The sequence below is a fragment of the Spiroplasma endosymbiont of Sarcophaga variegata genome (genome assembly GCF_965178695.1).
Taxonomy (GTDB): Bacteria; Bacillota_I; Bacilli_A; order Mycoplasmatales; family Mycoplasmataceae; genus Spiroplasma; species Spiroplasma poulsonii.
Window position 1 is genome coordinate 842,471 of record NZ_CBCXVU010000002.1, and the last position, 15,232, is coordinate 857,702.

A 15,232-nucleotide genomic window follows, 5' to 3' on the forward strand; every position below is an offset into this window, starting at 1 on the left:
TAGTTATGACATTTGTCTATTAAATATAGGAGGAAAAGATTAAAATGGCAAAACAAAAATTTGATAGAAGTTTACCACACGTAAACGTTGGAACAATTGGTCACGTTGACCACGGTAAAACAACCCTAACAGCAGCTATTACAACTGTATTAGCTAAAAAAGGATTTGCAGAAGCACAAGGATATGATAATATCGATAAAGCACCTGAAGAAAAAGAACGTGGAATTACAATTAATACTTCACACGTTGAATACCGTACTGAAAAAAGACATTATGCTCATGTTGACTGTCCAGGCCATGCCGATTATGTTAAAAACATGATTACAGGGGCCGCACAAATGGATGGTGCGATTTTAGTTGTTGCGGCAACTGATGGGCCAATGCCTCAAACAAGAGAACATATCTTATTATCAAGACAAGTTGGTGTACCAAAAATGGTTGTTTTCTTAAACAAATGTGACATGATTGGTGACGATACTGAAATGATCGACTTAGTTGAAATGGAAGTTAGAGACCTATTAAGTGAATACGGATTTGATGGAGAAAATACCCCAGTTATTAGAGGATCAGCGTTAAAAGCACTTGAAGGTGATCCTCAATGAGAAGAAAAAATTATGGAATTAATGGATGCAATTGATACTTGAATTCCAGAACCAGAAAGAGATATCGCAAAACCATTTATGATGCCAGTTGAAGATGTTTTCACAATTACAGGACGTGGAACAGTTGCAACAGGACGTGTTGAACGTGGGGTTGTTAAAGTTAATGAAGAAGTTGAAATTATTGGATTAAAAGAAGACACTAAAAAAGTTGTTGCAACAGGTTTAGAAATGTTCAGAAAATTATTAGATGACGCTAAAGCTGGAGACAATGTTGGGATTTTATTACGTGGAGTAAACCGCGACGATGTTGAACGTGGGCAAGTTATTGCAAAACCAGGTTCAGTTAAACCACATAAAGAATTTAAAGCACAAGTTTATGTTTTAAGTAAAGAAGAAGGAGGGCGTCATACACCATTCTTCGGAAATTACCGTCCACAATTTTATTTCCGTACAACCGATGTTACAGGTTCAATTAAATTACCAGCTGGAGTAGAAATGGTTATGCCAGCTGATAATGTTGAAATGACAGTTGAATTAATTGCCCCAGTTGCGATTGAAGAAGGAACAAAATTCTCAATTCGTGAAGGTGGTCGTACAATCGGTGCCGGAACAGTTGTTTCAATTATTAAATAATTAACTTTTTTAAAAATAGCTCAAGTACGAGCTATTTTTTATTATTTAAAAGTTTATCTTGTTTTTATTATTATTTTCTTATATAATGATTAACAAATAGGCCCCCCGTAAAGGAGGAACAAAAATGGGATATAATCCAACAGTAAATAATGCAGAAGTTGCAGCAAAAAGTAGTTTTTTTGGCAAATTCTTTGTTTATATTTGGTTTATTTTAATTTTTCCAATTTTCTTATTTATTTTATCAAGAAATAATTTGATTCGTAATAAAGAAAAAATTGAGGAAACAGCATCAGATATTGACGTTCAATTAAAGCGAAGAGTTGATATGTTAACAAAATTAATTGACAGTACAAAACAATATATGAAGTATGAAAAAGATACTTTGACAGCAATTGTTGAGCTAAGAAGTCAAACTAATCAAAACTTAAATGTTAAAGAATTAGATAAGGTTAATAATGCAATTACTAGTCAAGCGGGGAAAATTAATGTTTTATTAGAAAATTATCCAGATTTAAAAGCAAACAATAGTGTTATTGAATTACAAACAGGAATTAAAGATTGCGAAGACAATATTGCTGCCGATCGTCGTTTCTATAATTCAGCAGTTCGTGATTTTAATGCCAGTTTAAAAACTTGGCCATCAAATGTTGCGGCAAGTTCATTACGTTTAAACACGTTCTTATATTTTGAAGCAGATGCTGTTGATCGTCAAGATGTTAAAATAGATTTAGGACAATAATTAGTTGTTCCTAATTCTATTTTTTAAATTAATGGGGGAATTAAAAGGAAGCAATGGAAAATAATATATTACCTTTAGAAGCGGTTGTTACACAAGAGTTTACCGACCCGGTTATGAAACATAAATTAACAAATATTAATTTTAAATATTTAAAAAAGCGCTATATGTTTTTGAATTGGTTTTTAGTAATAATTAAATTTTTATTATGATTTTTATTAATAATAACTTTTATTAAGCTTAGTTTGTTCTTTTTAGCAGCTCTAAGTTCGGTGGGAATTACTGGTCAAGTTCTCATTTTTCTTGCTAGTTTAGGTTCGTTAAGTGGTGCTGGATATTTAACATTTAAATATTCAAAAGCAATTAAATTACAAAAACTTATTATTCAAGAATTGCCCTTAGCAAAATTCTACCAAACAGAATTAGATGCTATCACAACAAAGAAATATCAAGTTGACACCGTTAAAAAAGATTTTGATCTTTTTCCCTATGTTGGAGTCCCAGCAAAAAGTGAAATTAGACAAGATTATGTTATTAACTTTCAAACAACAAATGTTAATTATTCGTTTGGAACTTTAACCCGTAAAGAATTAATCTTTAATTTTGTCGAAAACTCTTGATATTTATAAAATATACCTAAAATTAGGTATATTTTTAATATATAGAGGTAAATAAATGATGAAAAAAATAATTACAGAATTAATAAATAGCTTAACAGATGATCAATTTTTAGAATTTTATGAAAAAATAAAACAACAAGCAGACTTAATTAAAAAACAAAAACGTTTAAATGAAATTGATCAAAAATTTAGAGATAAAGGCATTATATGTCCTAATTGCAAATCTTTTCATTGTGTTAAAAATGGTCATAATTCCGAAGGAAAACAAAAATATTTATGTAAAAAATGTCGTGCTAGTTTTGATGCATTTCGTCATCATTTTACTTATTGAAGTCATTTAAATTATGAACAGTGAAATTTATTAATTCAAATTTCATTGTTAGGACAATCTAGTAAAATAATTTCTCGTTTTATTAAAACAACCCCAAAAACCGCTTGATATAATAGACAAAAATTAATGCAATCAAAACAATTAGAAAATACACAGTTAAAATTTAAAAAATTAAATGGTCAAATCCAAATGGATGAAACATTTATTAAAGAAATTCATAAAGGCAATTTTAAAGATAAATTTGATAAACGAAAAACTCATCTCGATCCATTTTCAACTGATACCAAATGCTGTATTCAAATGGCAGTTGATAGCAATAATAATATTTTTGTTCAATCCACCAATACCAAAAGATTACAAAAACAATGGATTATTGAAAATATGAATAAGCAACTAATTAAAGAAAAATCAATAATTATTTCTGATATGCAACCACTATATTTATTAGTAGCAAAACAAACAAATTCTACTCTATATTCCACCAAAACTAGTACAAACCCTGATACTAGTTATCAAAAGTTAAATAAGATTAGTAAATTACAATCCAGTCTTAAAGAAGCCTTAATTCATTATCATGGTTTGGGTTTCACTAATATTCAAAATTATTTAAAGCTCTGAAAATGAAAATACCAACACAAAGGTTTAACACCAAACCAACAATCAACGGTATTATATTTTAACGTTTAAAAAATTTAAAGCAAAATCATAATCTTACACAAAATTAGTTTTCAAATTGTCATATTGATGATTTTTTTTATTTCATCAAGAGTTTTCGACAAAATTAAAGGAATTAATTGATATGGGGAAAAGCAAAGATATTATTTATACACGTTATCCATATTTAATAATTGATGTTAATGAACTATGAATGTTAATTGCGACAATTAAGGCAATGCGAACTTTTTTAAAAATCTTTAAATCAAAAGATAATACGGACTTAGAATCAACAGAATTTGAAAAAATATTTGCTGTTAATGCAAATTATCAAATTCTAATTCGAAAACTATTAACCCCAAAAGTAATGGTTAATCTAATTGAATTAGCTAATAACAATAAGAAAATCCCCTTAATGCAATTTGATGGTGGTTATATTACAATTTCTTTCAATAATTATAATGTTAATAGTTTTAATGATATAACGGGGATGTTGCTTGGTTTTTGTTTTGTTGGAACTTACCAAGAAGCGATAACCAATGTTGTTAATGTTATTCGTAATGATTTAGAATGATTATTAAAATCATTGCAGTGAATTGAGGCCTATGATTTTAAGAATTAGGTTTTGATGGGGGAATTGGTCGGTTTAAGATAATTAAATTTACTGTATTAAAACCACCAATAATAGAACAACTTCATAAGGCATAACCAAAACCAGCATATCATAATTGTTTAATTGCATTGTTAAAAGTTGTTTTTAAAATTAGTTGGATTGAAACAATTGTTAAAAAGAAAAAAACAAGGGTAATAATAAAAACAAAAATATAAAAGTAAAAATTTAGACTTAATCTATTTTTTTCACCATCATAACGATAAATTTTTGAAAAAACAAAGGGGTTTTTGATAATTAAATAGTTAATAAATAATAGCAACAAATTAATGACAATAAAAATTGAACAGTACATTAATTTATCTTGGGCTGACATTTTTTTCTGTAATAAAAAGATAATTAAAAAGATAATTGTAACCAACCCCAAAGCGGCAAGAAGCCATAACAAATGCCACTTTATTTTTTTAAGATAGCTACGAATATTAATAATTTCCATTCTGAACTCCTTTTCTGCTAGTTATTTATATCTTACTATAAATTGATAAGATAATATTATTTTTTCGGTTTTTATGGTTAAATATAAATGAAAACCTGAGGAGGACATTTATGTATAAAGTAATTAAAGTAACCCCGTTTTTTTCTGAACGATTATGAGGGGGCCACAAGTTGAAGGATTTTGGCTTTCAATTACCAACAAATGATTTATATGGCGAAGCATGAGTTATTAGTGCGTTAGATAATGGTATGAGTTATATTGCAACTGGCCCAGAGCAATGAACGTCATTAAAATCATTTTATGAAAACCATCCTGAATATTTTGGCACTACGGAAAGCGAGTTTCCGTTATTGTCAAAAATTATTACAGCAAATGATTATTTATCGGTGCAAGTGCATCCTGATGATGAATATAGTTTAAAGCACAATAAGATGTTGGGAAAACCAGAATGTTGATATATTCTTGATTGTTCATCTGATGCCACAATGATTTATGGTCATCAAGCCCAAACCAAAACGGAATTGATTACAATGGTGGAACAAAAAGCATGAGAACAATTATTTACTAAAGTAAAAGTTAAGAAAGGTGATTTTTTATATGTCCCACCGGGAAAAGTTCATGCAATAACACCGGGAGTGACTGTTTTTGAGTTACAGCGTTCATCCGATGTGACATATCGTTTTTATGATTTTGATCGAGCCGATAAAGATGGGAACTTGCGTCCCTTACATTTACAAGAGTGTTTTGATGTAACCACAGTTCCAGATTCAAATGAACAAGTCCAACATATTATAGAAGGAATATTGGTTGATAATCAATATTTTACCTTACACTTATTAACAAAAACGCAGGTCCTTGATTTATCATTAGTGCAATGAGGGCAAGTAACAGTTGTTGAAGGGGAAATTACAATTGGAACAGAAACGCTTAAAGCTGGTGAATCAGCAATTATTTTTGATTTAAATCAAAAGATCACGGTTAAGGTTAATGGGAAAGCCCTACTAAGTTATAAGAAATAAGTGGTTTATTCAAAACCATTTTTTATAGAAAAAAATTCCAGTTTTTTTAAAAAAATAGATTTTTTTAAGTATTCTATTGCTTTTTTTTTTTTTTTTTGTTAAATTTAAGATTGTAGGAGGAAAAAACTATATGTATAATAAAATTTTTAATGAGAAGCATATCATTTTAGATTCAACCGCAAAGACTAAAGAAGAAGCTTTTTTAGAACTTGCTAAGTTGGCTGAAACATTAGGGTATGTTTCTGACCCGAACGAACTTGTTAAAGGTTTTGAGGCTCGTGAAAAAGAATCTTCAACAGGTTTTGAAGATGGTTTTGCAGTTCCGCATGCGCGGATTAAAGAAGTTAAAAAAGAAGCAGTTTTGTTTATTCGTTTTAAAGATGCTATTGATTGAAAAGCAATGGATGGAAAACCAACAAAAGTGGCAATTGCCTTAATTATTCCTGAGGCTAAATCAGGTGATATTCATTTAGGAATATTAAGTGAAGTTGCTCGAAAATTAATGGATGAAAACTTTAAAAAAGAAATGAAAGTTGAAACAAATAAGGACAAAATTCAAGCAGCACTATTAGCTGGTTCTGATCAAAACGATACGAAAGAAACTACTAAACCAACTGGTGAAAAACCGTTGATTTTAGCAATGACAGCTTGTGCAACAGGAGTAGCGCATACTTTCCTGGCTGCTGATAAATTAAATCAAACTGGTCCAAAATTAGGATATGATATTAAAGTTGAAACGCATGGGGCAGAAGGAATTCGTAACGATTTTACTGAAGCAGAAATTAAACGAGCAGAAGTAATTATTGCGGCAACTGATATTGGTCTTGATATGGCAAGATTTGGTGGAAAAAAGGTATATATTTGCCCCGTTGCTAAAGCAATTAAAGACCCTGAAGGAGTTATTAATGCTGCTTTAAAAGAGGGAAAAACTACACCAGTTGGAGAGTTTGCAACAAAAAGTGGTGGTAATAATGGTCAGAAAGTTGGAGTTATGAAACATTTGATGGCAGGGGTATCATATATGGTGCCAATTGTTATCTTGGGGGGGATTTTTATTGCTATCTCATTAGGATTGGCGAAAGCAATTTATGGTCCTAATTATGAAAACTTCCACGGTTCTTCAAAAGGGATGGGTTGAATTCCTGACCCAGCAGGAGGAACAGCACATTGAGGAGAGTTATTCTATACTGACCCATTAACTGATCCTAAGAACTTTTTCTATTATTTAAATATTTTGGGGGGATCAGCATTTACGTTAATGATTCCTGTTTTAGGAGCATTTATTGCTAACTCAATTGCTGGTCGTTCTGCAATTGCGCCAGCAATTGTTGTTTCATTTATTGGTAACAATGTTGCTAACTTTTATCCTTTACCAGGGATTGAAGCAGTTAATACGCCAACTGGATTTATTGGAGCGATTGTGGCTGGATTAGCTGTTGGTTATACCGTTAAATGAATTAATGCATGAAACGTGCCAAAAGGTTTAAAACCAGTAATGCCAATCTTCTTTATTCCAATTGTTGTTGGATTTATTTATGGAATGATTATGATGTTCGTAATTGGTTCAACAGTTGGATGAGTAATGGGAAAATTCCAAGAATGAATTTCAAAAACATGAGGAAATATTTCAAATGCTGCTAATGTGGCAATTGGATTAGCCTTTGGTCTATTAATTGGGGCAATGGCTGGATTTGATATGGGAGGACCAGTTAATAAAGTTGCTTTCTTAGCATGTACTGGTTTAATTGGTTCAAAAATTTATACTCCAATGGGAGCAATGGCAGTTGCAATCCCAGTTGCACCAATGGGAATGGGAATTGCAACATGAATCTTTAAACCATTTTATAATGAAGAACAACGAACAATGGGTTCAACAGCGTTCTTTATGGGTTGCATCGGAATCTCAGAAGGAGCTATTCCGTTTGCGGTAAATGATCCAAAACGTGTTATTCCAAGTAATATTGTTGGATCAGCGATTGCTGGTGGATTAGCTGGAGCAGTAGGGATTGCTGATTTAGCTGGACATGGTGGTCCAATTGTTGGGTTCTTATCCGCTTTAGGTCGTGGAAACGGTGACACTGGTGTTTATGGTTGAGCTGGTGCTTGAGGATGAACATTATTAGCATTCTTATTTATGGCGATTGGAGCGTTAATTACTGCCTTTATGTATGGATTTTGACAAATTGCTGATAAAAAACGTACTGGTGAAACAATTTCAATGAAACAATTTGTTTTAAAAACACGTTCTGATAAAGTTGCTGCTGATAAAAAAATTAAAGCAGCTAAAAAAGAGAACAAAAACAATATCGCTAAAAAACAATCATCAAAACGAAGTTAAGCAAATAAAAAATTAATAACGAATGTTATTAATTTTTTATTTTTGTGTATAATGGTAGATATTATAAAGGAGGAAAATTAAGTGATGTTAATGGTAAAATCATTGTTTGATGTTCTTCCGTGATGAGCAGCATTATTAATCGTCATTGTAATTTTAGAAATTGTTGTTGGGCTTGTTTTGTTCTTTAAACGAAAAACAGATCAAATTGAAAATCATAGTGAAAGAGTCAAGATTGAAAGTTTATGACAGAAAATTTGTAAAAACCACAAGAATAAAAAAACAGAAAAACTAGCAGTAAAGCAAAAGGCAAAAAAGAAAAAGCAAAAGTAGCAAATGGAGGCGCCAATGAGTTTAATGAGTTATAGTTTTGGTGGTTGGAACGGACCTTGAGGTTTTTTTGACCCCTTAGGTAGTCAATGAGCACAACCGAATGGACCCGTTACTTTTGGAATTGAATTTGGTGTTGGTTTAAGTATGGTTGTTGTTTTATTACTATTAGTTTTTTTATTACCAAAGTTTAATGCGAAGTTAGCAACAAGGAATGCCTTTCGTTATTCTTTGGGTAGTTATTTAATTTTTGCATGATTAATTTTTTGATTATTAAAAGTCATTTATTATTATCAAGTTATTCCAACTTTAATGTTTAATGGTGATAATAACATTTTAATTAATGGTTTGCAATATGGACAAAATAATATTGTGCAATATGAGGGGCAATGATATGCTCATTTTTTTTGATACTGGGGCTGTTGATCGTTTGCACTTGCCAATTTATAAGGCTTGAGTTAAAGTTAGGTTAATTAGTCCAGGTGTTTATGAAACAATTTCTAGTGGTTCAACGATTCGCGCTGATAATTGAACCGATGCTGTACCGTTAGAGTTATGTAAATGATTAAATTTAATTTATGGAATTTTATTATTGTGTCCACAGCATAGCAAAGTAACCAGAAACTTATATTCGTATTATGCGCCATGGGGAGTGTGATTGCCAATCTTGGCCTTAGTTTTTCCACCAGATGCTTATACTTTTGGGAATTATTATTATTGAGCTCATTATGGGAATCACGCTTTAATTATTGCTGTTTGTTGACATATGCACCTTTATGGAACCCCAAGTTATGATAAAAAACAAATTTTGGGAAGTTTAATAATGTTTTTAATATACGCTTTGTTGGCGTTATTATTTTCAGCAATTCTAAATGATAATTTTCAATATATGGGTAAAGGTGTTTGAAGTTTTGGCGGGACTAATGTTCGTGATTTACTGGGTGGTTATCCATCCCAAATCGTGCCTTTATTTGTCTTGGGAGCATTGGGAACAGTTACTGGCCATTTAATGTTGAATGCTTGTGGTCAGTGGTATCAAATTAACTTTAATAATCATACAGCACAATTAGTTCGAACAAAGAAAAATAAATTAGGGTTTTCAAAAGATGAATGAACATACCATAATTTATTGTGCTATAAGTTATACCAAAAATATTGTTTAAAAAAAATAAAAAAATAATGTTTTTTTATTTTTTTTATATTATAATATTTGCAGTGTAATTTAAGCTGAATGGGAAGGGATATACAATGACACAAATTCAAAGCAAGAAACGACCAAAATTTTTTGCTTCAAAAAAATGATATGCAACAGCTTTAGCTTTAATTTTATTAGCAACATTGCAAGAAATTATTATGGAGTCAACGGATTTAGTTGATAATTTTTTTGCTAGTGCAATTAAGAGCAATGTGCATGGTTTTCAACATTTGGCTGATGAGATTAAAACTATTTTTGGAGCAGATAATGTTTATAATGTAAAAGAAGTTTGAGAACAGTGGGGTTTAGGAAACTATGTTGGTTTTCATTATACGGCAGGTCAATTAGCGATGAATGGAGTTGCCGCTTCAAATCAACTTTATTTTATTATGTTTGCGATTTTAAGTGGAATCTGTTATGGGTTTGGTGTTTTTAATGCACAATATTTTGGTGCACAAAAATACAAAGAATTGCAAGAAGTTACCTTATTAAAAATTTATGTTTGTTTAATTATTTGCTTTATTGTGTTAATTTTATCGCAACTTTGTGGTTACCAATTAATTAGTTTTGCAACAACACCTAAGTATGCACCACATCCAGATGTTTTTCAACAATTACAACCAGGTGATAAAGACTTAGCAATTCAATGATTTAAATACTTTGAATATCAAGCAGCATCAATTTCAACGGAAGAAGGAGCAGAGTATTTTAAAATTATTGCTTTATCATATCCATTATTAGCAATTAATATTGCATTTATTACAACACTTCGTGAAACAGGGTGTGCTGGTTTGGCGGTTTGAATTTCAGTTATTGCTTTAAGCACAAATTGTTTTATGAATCCATTTTTAATTGAACCACATTTTCTTGGCGATTTTAAAGGAATTGGGATGCAGGGAGCAGCAATTGCGACCTCTGCTTCGCGGGTTCTGCAACTTATCTTTATTATTATTTTGTTTTGATATAAACGGTATGAATTTATTCCTCGTAATTGGTATCGTTTTGATGGCTATGTTACCCGTCGTGCGTTTCAAAAGGCATGGCCAATTGTGTTAAATGAAATCTTTTGATCAGTTGGAATGGTTTTACAGGTTAAGCTACGAGCATATTATAGTCTAGATGCTCTGACAGCAAATGCTATTTTTTCAACAATAATTGCCGCCTTGTATACCCCATTGTACCATGGGTTCTCAGCAGGAACCTCAGTGTTAGTTGGTAGTCGCTTGGGCGCTAATAATTTAGAAGAAGCAGAATACAATGGTAAACATTTAGTGATTTTAGCTTTCTTTGTTGGAATTATTACTGGATTAGTTTTAGTCGCCGGTGGTTGATTTTTACCAGAATTATTATTTAGAAATAATACGCCAGAAACATTTAGAATTGCTCACTGGATGCTCTTTGCTTATGGTCTTTGATATCCTTGTTTAATGATTGCTGCGACAAGTTATGCGATTATTAGAACCGGTGGGGCAGTTATGAATGCGTTTATTTTAGATGCTTTATTTATATGATTAGTTCCTGTTCCATTATTAGCAATTTTAATTTTTACATCAAATTTAGATATTATTTATATTGTTTTAATTATGCAAACAGCAGACATTCTAAAAGCAATTTGAGCGATCGTAATTTTAAGTCGTAAAAAATGAGTTAAAAATTTAACAGCAACAAAACATATTACTGAATTTGACAATAAAGTAAAAGAATTAAAAGAAAATGCAAAAGAAATTTAAAAATTTTGCATTTTTTTATTTTTTGTGTATAATATTGTTTTTAATTTTAACGGGTAAAAATAGCGAATATATGATATAATTATTTTGTAATAAAAAATGGGTATAAAAGTGGCTAGACAAAATTTAATAAAACAAATTAAGTTTTTTTGAATGGGGTAAATTGAGACAATGGAAAAAATTAAAGTATCATTTTTAGAAAAAAAAGGAATTTTAAAAGAATTCCTATATCAAGATGTTGCTGTCAAAGCGGGGGATGATATCGCCTTGATTGAAAGTGACAATGGCGAAGCCATCATTAAAGCCTCAATGGATGGAATCATTGTTAAACCAATTAAAGCCGGCAGCAAAATTAAAAAAAACGCTGTTATTGCTCATTTATTAACAACAGAAACTGAAATTGAAAAATATTATTTTAAACATCTTGAAAATGATGAATTCAGTCATTTAGATAAAAAAGGTGTTGTGTTTACAACAACCAAAAATGGTGAATTTGGAACAAAATGAAAAGATGTTGAAGAAGATGATTATTCTGGTATTAATCTTGTTAAATCCGACACTTTAAATCCGACTTTTACACCACCATTATTAGATCAACAACAAATGCAAAATAATAGTGAGGCAACACAATCCAATTATAATGAAATGAATATTGATTCTAAAGCAGAATTAATTAATGAAGCGCCACTTTCAAATGAAAGTTTTGGACAAGGTTTTGAACAAAATAATTTAAATCAACCATTGCCAACAACAATGGACTTTAATAATATGGGGCAACCTATTAATAATTCTAATTTTATTAATAACACAATGGTTCAACCAACACCAACAATGGAACAACAAACCATTTCAGAAAGTAAACCAACTGAAATTAAAAGATGAGACGAAACAGAATTAACATTTGGTCCTAAAAAAACTCGCCGCCTTTCTTTTAAAGATTTTGATATTGATGATGATCATATTATTAATAACCGTGCAAAAATTCCTTCAATTGATACAATTAAACAACCAAGTAATCAAAATGTAAGAAGTGAAGAAAATAATATGATGATTAATATGCATAATATAAATGATGTTATGAAAGAAAATAACTTTGATTCAGCAGTTAGCAGTCTTAATGTTAATACACAATCAACTGGACAAAATATTATTGCTAATGCTGTTCTAATTGGGCAAAAAAAAATAGAAGAAGAAAATCAAGCAAAAGAATATGCTAAGTATTTAGTTAATGAAACAAAACATCAAGATGAAGCCCCAGCTAATGCAGCCGCTCTTTTTGGCAATCAAGCAGAAAATAGTAGTTTTCGTAATCTTGTTAATAAACGTCGTCAGCAGTTACATAATAAAAATGATTTTCATGAATTATCATTAGAAAGTGATAATTCAAAAAGTTCAATGGATTTCCTAGATGATGATGGTCGTCCAAAAATTTTACGTAATATTGTACAAGGAAGGATGAATGATCTAATTAAAAGAAATGCTAGTCCAGAAATGTTAAGTGGTCAAAGTGGAGGCAGCACTTATGGTTATGACCAACCAGATTATCGTGCTAAGGATGACGACTTGTCAGATGAAGTTTATATTTCAGCTGACGGTTATACCGTTGATCCTAAGGATACAGAAAAATCAGCGCTTAAAAAACCGAGTTATTTTTCACCGTTAAAATCTTATCGTGATCGTTTATATGAAAAATTAAATGATGGGGGACAACGTGAAAAAATTTTAAAAACAAGAAACCAACGTGAATTAATTAAAAAAAGAATGGAACAAATTGCAAAAGGAAATGTTGAAGTTGATTCAGTATTAGGAGAAATTAATAATTATCGTCGTCCTTCTTTTGAAGAAATTGAATCACAATACGAAATGTTGGATAATGAATATTATGGAAATGAAAATCAGCATCATGAGCAATCAACAACAGAACATCAACAAGGTTTTGCTAATCAAAATAAAAACCAACCAGGATATGGACCGGTAAACCAAGAAGCAAAACAAGGAACAGGGAGTGTCACACCAATTACAAATAACTATCAATGTCCGTCAACGCAACAATCAGCAAGTGATAATACTATGCTTGTTGAACTAGCTGTTTTAAAAGAAAAATTATTAAATCAAGAACAAAGTAATCGTCAAAATGAATTGTTACGTGAAATTCAAAGTTTACGAGAAACAAATAATAATATGAATCAAAACAATAATGTTAACAACTTAGATAAAATGATGCAGTATATGTTAATGCAACAAATGTTGAAAACAATGAATGCCCCCGATCTAATGTTAAAAGAAATGTTGAAAGAATTTAATTTGAACAACAAACAAACTCTTAACCAAGGAATTGAAAATACTTCGGGTGGTAATAATTTACAAGTTAAAAAGTTTGATAGCGAAACAAATGCAATTCCCAATACTTATGGAAATTTAGTTCAACCATTAAACAATAGTTTAAACATTGTCAATACAAATAGTAAGATTGAACCACAAGGATTAGAAACAAGAGAAGAAATTAAAGCAACAAGATATCCGGCGATTCAGTCAATGATCATGTCACAAACGCATATACCACCATTAACAATTAATGCTGAAATTGATATGTCTTCAATTATTGATCAACAACGTAAATTGAAAAATGCTAATACTGAGTATGGTGTTCGTTTTTCAACAATGAGTTTTCTTGTTAAAGCTGTTTCATTAGCATTAAGTGAGTATCCAAAATTAAATTCATATTATGATTCAAAAACAAATCAAATCGTTATTAAAAATTCACAACATATTGGGTTAGCAACAGAAACTAGTGAAGGTTTAGTTATTCCTGTAATTAAATTTACGGAACGCATGAGTTTAAAACAAATTGCAATTAATATTCAAGAAACAATTGAACGTTTACGCCAAGGTGAATTATACGATTATGAATTACAAGGAAGTACGATTACGATTGCCAACTATGGAACGGTAGGAGCTGTTAATGCAACACCAACAATTTTTTATCCAAACTCAGCGGTAATTGGGATTGGCCGTATTGTTCGTAAGCCGGTTGTTATTAAAGGTGATAAATTAGTAATTCGTTCAATGATGAATATTGCTTTAACAGTTGATCAACGAATTATTGATGCAGCCGAGGCTGGAATTTTCTTAACACGTTTAAAAGAAATTTTAGAAGCGCCAGAATTAATTACTTTATCATAAAAAAATCTTATTAATAAATATTAATAAGATTTTTTAATTTTTTAAAATTTTATAACTATATATTATTACTTTAATAATTAAATTATCTAATTCGATTAAGACACTGTTGTTACGATCGATGATTATAGTAAAAATTAAGTCACCACGATAAATTAGTCTAGATACAATATTGATTTTATTTTTGTCTAAAAGTTCTCGTAAGAATACTTCGTTCAAGGGGCGCAATAAAATTCCAATTTTAATTTGTTCATTTATTTTTTCTAATTGGGCGGAAGTTAAAATAATACGGGTAATGGTCGCATACCCATTCTTAATCCAGTCTTCGGGTAAATTATAAATTGGATTATAATACCGATGAACTAAGACAATAATATTTGTTAGATTTTTTTCAATAATGTTTTCCAAAATGGTTTTTCCAGAGATATGTCGCGCTTTACCATTATCAGTTTTATAAATATTTTAACGCCTACTGCCGATGACATATGCATATGCGTTATGGTTTGCCTTTTTATTTTTATACTTTCTTAAGAAGTTAATAACATCTGTCTCTGTTTGAACGTAACTAGCGAAACAAAGGAATTTAACATTGCGAATTATTAGTTCTTTAGTTAAAATTTTGTTCTTTTTAATTATATACATTTAGTTACTCTTCTTCCATTCGCACTCCTTTGGGTACTGCATATATGTACCTAGTACATTATAATATAAAACTATTGATAAGATTTATTAACAATTTAATAGTTTTAAAATGTTTAAGGTGA

The 15,232-nt window shown here is 30.4% G+C and carries 14 protein-coding genes; 12 read left to right on the forward strand and 2 right to left on the reverse strand.

From position 1 onward, the window contains the following. The first annotated feature begins 44 nt into the window (after positions 1 to 44). The 5 genes from tuf (at position 45) to ACOBME_RS06105 (ending at position 4,198) form a co-directional block, all read left to right on the forward strand. Complete coding sequence (gene tuf, locus ACOBME_RS06085) at positions 45 to 1,235, forward strand: elongation factor Tu (protein ID WP_338964859.1); 1,191 nt, start codon at positions 45 to 47, stop codon at positions 1,233 to 1,235. 124 nt (positions 1,236 to 1,359) lie between these two features. Continuing rightward, a complete protein-coding gene (locus tag ACOBME_RS06090) occupies positions 1,360 to 1,974 on the forward strand; it encodes a LemA family protein (RefSeq protein ID WP_419334671.1) in 615 nt (204 codons plus the stop codon). Between the two features lie 269 nt (positions 1,975 to 2,243). Then, positions 2,244 to 2,600: a hypothetical protein gene (locus ACOBME_RS06095; RefSeq protein ID WP_419334673.1), complete on the forward strand. Its 357-nt coding sequence runs from the start codon at positions 2,244 to 2,246 to the stop codon at positions 2,598 to 2,600. A gap of 46 nt (positions 2,601 to 2,646) precedes the next feature. Then, on the forward strand, positions 2,647 to 3,609 hold the full coding sequence (locus ACOBME_RS06100; protein ID WP_338963247.1) for an IS1/IS1595 family N-terminal zinc-binding domain-containing protein: 963 nt from the start codon (positions 2,647 to 2,649) through the stop codon (positions 3,607 to 3,609). Between the two features lie 112 nt (positions 3,610 to 3,721). Next, positions 3,722 to 4,198 (forward strand): DUF3137 domain-containing protein, encoded by a 477-nt coding sequence (locus ACOBME_RS06105; RefSeq protein WP_419334675.1) that lies wholly within the window; start codon positions 3,722 to 3,724, stop codon positions 4,196 to 4,198. Here the strand turns inward: ACOBME_RS06105 and ACOBME_RS06110 are convergent. Further along, complete coding sequence (locus tag ACOBME_RS06110; RefSeq protein WP_419334677.1) at positions 4,188 to 4,682, reverse strand: hypothetical protein; 495 nt, start codon at positions 4,680 to 4,682, stop codon at positions 4,188 to 4,190. The genes ACOBME_RS06105 and ACOBME_RS06110 overlap by 11 nt on opposite strands. 110 nt (positions 4,683 to 4,792) lie before the next feature. On the opposite strand from ACOBME_RS06110, the gene ACOBME_RS06115 reads away from it, so the two are divergent. From ACOBME_RS06115 to ACOBME_RS06145, 7 genes are all read left to right on the forward strand, one after another. Continuing rightward, positions 4,793 to 5,701, forward strand: a complete 909-nt coding sequence (locus ACOBME_RS06115) for a type I phosphomannose isomerase catalytic subunit (RefSeq protein ID WP_338964869.1) — start codon at positions 4,793 to 4,795, stop codon at positions 5,699 to 5,701. A 130-nt stretch (positions 5,702 to 5,831) separates the two neighbouring features. Continuing rightward, positions 5,832 to 8,039, forward strand: a complete 2,208-nt coding sequence (locus ACOBME_RS06120) for a PTS fructose transporter subunit IIABC (RefSeq protein ID WP_338964871.1) — start codon at positions 5,832 to 5,834, stop codon at positions 8,037 to 8,039. Between the two features lie 84 nt (positions 8,040 to 8,123). Then, complete coding sequence (locus ACOBME_RS06125) at positions 8,124 to 8,369, forward strand: hypothetical protein (protein WP_419335375.1); 246 nt, start codon at positions 8,124 to 8,126, stop codon at positions 8,367 to 8,369. A gap of 15 nt (positions 8,370 to 8,384) precedes the next feature. Further along, positions 8,385 to 8,816, forward strand: a complete 432-nt coding sequence (locus tag ACOBME_RS06130) for a hypothetical protein (RefSeq protein ID WP_419334679.1) — start codon at positions 8,385 to 8,387, stop codon at positions 8,814 to 8,816. Next, the gene (locus tag ACOBME_RS06135; RefSeq protein ID WP_338964873.1) at positions 8,761 to 9,546 is read left to right on the forward strand and encodes a TMEM164 family acyltransferase; all 786 of its coding nucleotides are present in this window, start codon (positions 8,761 to 8,763) and stop codon (positions 9,544 to 9,546) included. Before ACOBME_RS06130 ends, ACOBME_RS06135 begins: the two co-directional genes overlap by 56 nt. Positions 9,547 to 9,614: 68 nt before the next feature. Beyond that, on the forward strand, positions 9,615 to 11,291 hold the full coding sequence (locus ACOBME_RS06140; RefSeq protein ID WP_419334681.1) for an MATE family efflux transporter: 1,677 nt from the start codon (positions 9,615 to 9,617) through the stop codon (positions 11,289 to 11,291). Positions 11,292 to 11,459: 168 nt separating this feature from the next. Then, complete coding sequence (locus ACOBME_RS06145; protein WP_419334683.1) at positions 11,460 to 14,471, forward strand: 2-oxo acid dehydrogenase subunit E2; 3,012 nt, start codon at positions 11,460 to 11,462, stop codon at positions 14,469 to 14,471. A 33-nt stretch (positions 14,472 to 14,504) separates the two neighbouring features. On the opposite strand, the gene ACOBME_RS06150 is transcribed toward ACOBME_RS06145, so the two are convergent. Next, entirely contained in the window at positions 14,505 to 14,876 is a 372-nt protein-coding gene (locus tag ACOBME_RS06150) for a hypothetical protein (protein ID WP_338964879.1), read from the reverse strand. Positions 14,877 to 15,232: the final 356 nt, after the last annotated feature.